Genomic DNA, 3702 nt, shown 5'->3' on the forward strand with positions numbered 1-3702 from the left:
CTCTGAGGCCGCAAAGAAAACACGAAAGGAAACACCGACATTGACCGCGAAATAAACGCTGATACATAATCAAGGGTGGGTCAAATCTCGGTGAAAATACCGGGTCAGTTCTCAACGCAAATCAACAATTGAAGCTCTGGAACACACTGGCGGGCAGATCGGGAAGGCCGCGAAACTGGTGAATGTGTCACGGACGACTCTGTGGGAAAAGATGCAGAGGCTGGGCATTGAAGTAAGTTCTAACTGAATGATTTTACAACTCGAAACGATGTTCAGAAATCCGAACAGAAAAAATAATTAATTTAAAACAATATATTGCAACGGCGGGGGGCGCAATTTTTGGCAAACCTTCCTTACGGCCAAAGTGGTAAACTTTCCATATAGTTTAAATGGGAGGAACCAACCATGAGATGCAAAAACATGGTGAATGTAGGGCGGCGCCAGTTTCTTCGTGGTGGCGCATTCGCCACTGCTGGGGCGGCGGTTGCGTCCGTATCCGGCACACAAGCAAAGGCAACGCCAGCGAACGCACGGGTGGACTACCCATCTAACCGTCTAGCTAATCTTTCGGAACTGGTTGTCAATGAACCACTTGATATCGAATATCCTGACGCTGACAGCCCGGGCGTTCTGATCAAGCTGGGTCAGGTCGTCGAAGGAGGTATTGGTCCGGACGGTGACATCGTAGCCTTTTCTACCCTGTGTCCACACAAGGGCTATTACATGTCGTACAACAGCGAAGACCGTACGCTGAATTGCCCCGGCCACTTCTCGCGTTTCGATGTTGAAGTTGGCGGCCAGCAAACCTGGGGCCACGCGACCAACAACCTGCCGCAGTTTGCGCTGCGGGTTGATGACAATGGTGACATTTACGCCGAAGGCGCGGACGAGCTGATCTATGGCCGTCTGAGCAACGTGCTGTAAGCGGGGAAGAAAAAAAATGGCTTATAAAAGACAAATCGATCGCCTGCCCATCATTCCGGCGGATGCGAAAGAACACAATGTAACATGTCACTATTGTATCGTTGGCTGTGGCTACAAGGCCTACACTTGGCCAATGAACAAGCAAGGCACAACATCAAACAACAAGTTTGGACAAGATTTGGGCGAACAACAAAGCGCTGATTCAAATGCGTGGTATTCGCCATCAATGTACAATGTCGTCCGGCAAGATGGCAAAGATGTTCAGCTGGTTGTAATGCCGGATGGTGATTGCGTCGTGAACGCAGGGCTCGGTTCGATCCGCGGTGCTCGGATGGCAGAAAACCGTCCTTCAAAAGTTACCGGCACGCAACAGCAACGTTTATCGGACCCTCTGGTGTGGCGCAACGGTGTGATGCAACCGACCAGTTGGGACGACGCCCTGGACCTCGTGGCAAAAGTAACCGCACGCGTCGTGTCTGAAGGGTCCGAGGACGATCTGGTTGTGTCCATGTTTGACCACGGTGGCTCTGCCGGCGGGTATGAAAATACCTGGGGCACCGGCAAGCTCTACTTCGAGTCAATGAAAATCAAGAATTGCCGTATCCACAATAGGCCCGCCTACAATTCGGAGGTCCACTCAACCCGCGACATGGGTGTGGGTGAGCTGAACTACCAATACGCGGACTACGAACTGACCGATACGATCATGATAGTGGGTGCCAATCCGCTGGAAACTCAGACCAACCTGTTCCTGAACCACATGGTCCCCGGAATGCGGAATGGAGCACGCGTCATCTTTGTTGAGCCACGACGCACCGTTTCGATCAATGCGGCTGAAGAGGTGGCGGGCGCAGAAAATGTACTGCATCTTCAAATCAACACCGGAACTGATATGGCGCTCTTCAACGCTCTGCTGACTGAGATCGTGGACAAGGGCTGGATTGATGCCGATTTCATTGCCAACTCAACCTTCGAAGACGGTGTGGCCCAACCCGAGGATGCTGCCCACCCAGCAGCGCTTGGCAGCCTCAAAGTGGCGATGGAATCCTGCCGGGTGTCTCTGGACGAAGCCGAGGAAATCTGCGGCGTTTCAGCAGGTGATATCGCCACGGCAGCCGCGTGGATTGCCGAGCCCAAAGACGGAGCACGCCGTAAATGCGTGACCGCCTATGAAAAAGGCATCATCTGGGGCAACGACAACTACCGCACAATCGGTGCGCTGGTGAATATCGCGCTAGCCACCGGCAATGTCGGTCGCGAGGGTGGCGGTATCTGCCGTTTGGGTGGTCACCAAGAGGGCTACTATCGTCCGTCAGACGCCCATGTGGGCCGCCCAGCGGCCTATGTCGATCGGCTTCTAATCAGCGGACAAGGGAAAATTCACCATATCTGGGCCTGTGACCATTACAAAACTACCCTTAACGCCGCCAAGTTCAAGCAAGCACACAAGCGGCGTGCAGACATGGTGAAAACCGCAATGGACAATGCAGCGGGTGGCACACGTGAAGAGCTGATCGACGCGATTGTCGGTGCTGTCAACGCGGGTGGATTGTTCGTGGTTGATGTTGACATCATCCGCAGTCAGATCGGTGAAAACGCCCATGTAATCTTGGCAGCATGTGAATCCAACGAGATGAACCTCACTTCGATGAATGGCGAGCGTCGGATGCGCCTGTCAGAAAAGTACATGGATCCATTTGGCAACTCCATGCCTGACTGCCTGATTGCAGCCGGAATTGCCCAGCATATGGAGGCAGCACTTCGCGGGCTTGGCGAAGATGCTTATGCAGATCAGTTTCAAGGGTACGACTGGAAGACTGAGGAAGATGCCTTCATGGACGGTTACAACAAGGGCAACCCAGAAGTGACCTACGAGCGTTTGCGTGCAATGGGTAATAACGGTGTGTTGGAGCCAGTTGTCGGTTACGAAGACGGCAAGCTTGTCGGCACCGAGCGTCTGTATTCCAATGGCACCTTTGGCACAGGTGACGGAAAGGCGCGGTTCTGCGCAGCCGGATGGCGCGGTTGGCAGGCAGATGGCAAGGAAGCCGAACAGAAGAAGTTCCAATTCTGGATCAATAACGGCCGCGCCAATATTTTCTGGCAAAACCAGTTCCTCGATCAGGATAACGACTTCATTCAGGATCGCTTCCCCTTCCCGTTCATTGAGATGAACCCGGCAGACATGGCCGATCTGGGTGCCAGTGCGGGCGACCTTGTCGAAATTTACAACGACAATGGGGCAACGCAGGCAATGGTCTATCCGACACCGACTGCGCGCAGGGGTGAAACACTGATGGTCTTTGGCTCTCCCGCCGGGTCGCAAGGCAACGTGATCAATCCTGGCGTAAACGAGTTGGTTCTTCCGGACTACAAGCACACTTGGGCCAATATCCGCAAAGTCGCGGACGCCCCGGAATCGGCCAGGCACATTTCGTTTAAGTCGAAGGAATACACTACCTAAGACAAATGATGTGATTGAAACGGGCGGCATACGGGCTGCCCGTTTTCATTTGTGAGAGCTATCTGCCACTGACAGTCGCATATTTAGCGCTTGGTGCGTGCATAGCTGTTTGTAATGTTTAATCCCATTATCTTGCCAAGTTCAAAGCGGCCGCTTTGTCCCGCTACCGCGGTCATTAGTGCAGAATGCAGCAAACTAACGCTTTGAACCCAATTTGATCACGATTTTATCGAAAGCCTATTACTGCTGCGAAACCAGTAGGAATACTTTGACACCGAGATTTGCAATGCTTCTATTGAAGCAAGCGCACGGCT

3 protein-coding genes are annotated in these 3702 nt (G+C 52.9%); all 3 read left to right on the top strand.

Annotated features, from left to right (window positions below; translation table 11 throughout):
• Positions 1-136 precede the first annotated feature (136 nt).
• Positions 137-247 carry a helix-turn-helix domain-containing protein gene (locus J4E70_RS19760; protein ID WP_425516557.1) on the top strand — a complete coding sequence of 37 codons (111 nt, stop codon included), beginning with the start codon at positions 137-139 and terminating at the stop codon, positions 245-247.
• A 158-nt stretch (positions 248-405) separates the two neighbouring features.
• The gene (locus J4E70_RS19155) at positions 406-924 is read left to right on the top strand and encodes an arsenate reductase (azurin) small subunit (RefSeq protein ID WP_213891538.1); all 519 of its coding nucleotides are present in this window, start codon (positions 406-408) and stop codon (positions 922-924) included.
• Positions 925-940: 16 nt separating this feature from the next.
• Entirely contained in the window at positions 941-3388 is a 2448-nt protein-coding gene (locus tag J4E70_RS19160; RefSeq protein ID WP_213891540.1) for an arsenate reductase (azurin) large subunit, read from the top strand.
• Positions 3389-3702: the final 314 nt, after the last annotated feature.

Origin of the sequence: Pseudohalocynthiibacter aestuariivivens (genome assembly GCF_018457175.1) — a bacterium.
Lineage (GTDB): Bacteria > Pseudomonadota > Alphaproteobacteria > Rhodobacterales > Rhodobacteraceae > Pseudohalocynthiibacter > Pseudohalocynthiibacter aestuariivivens.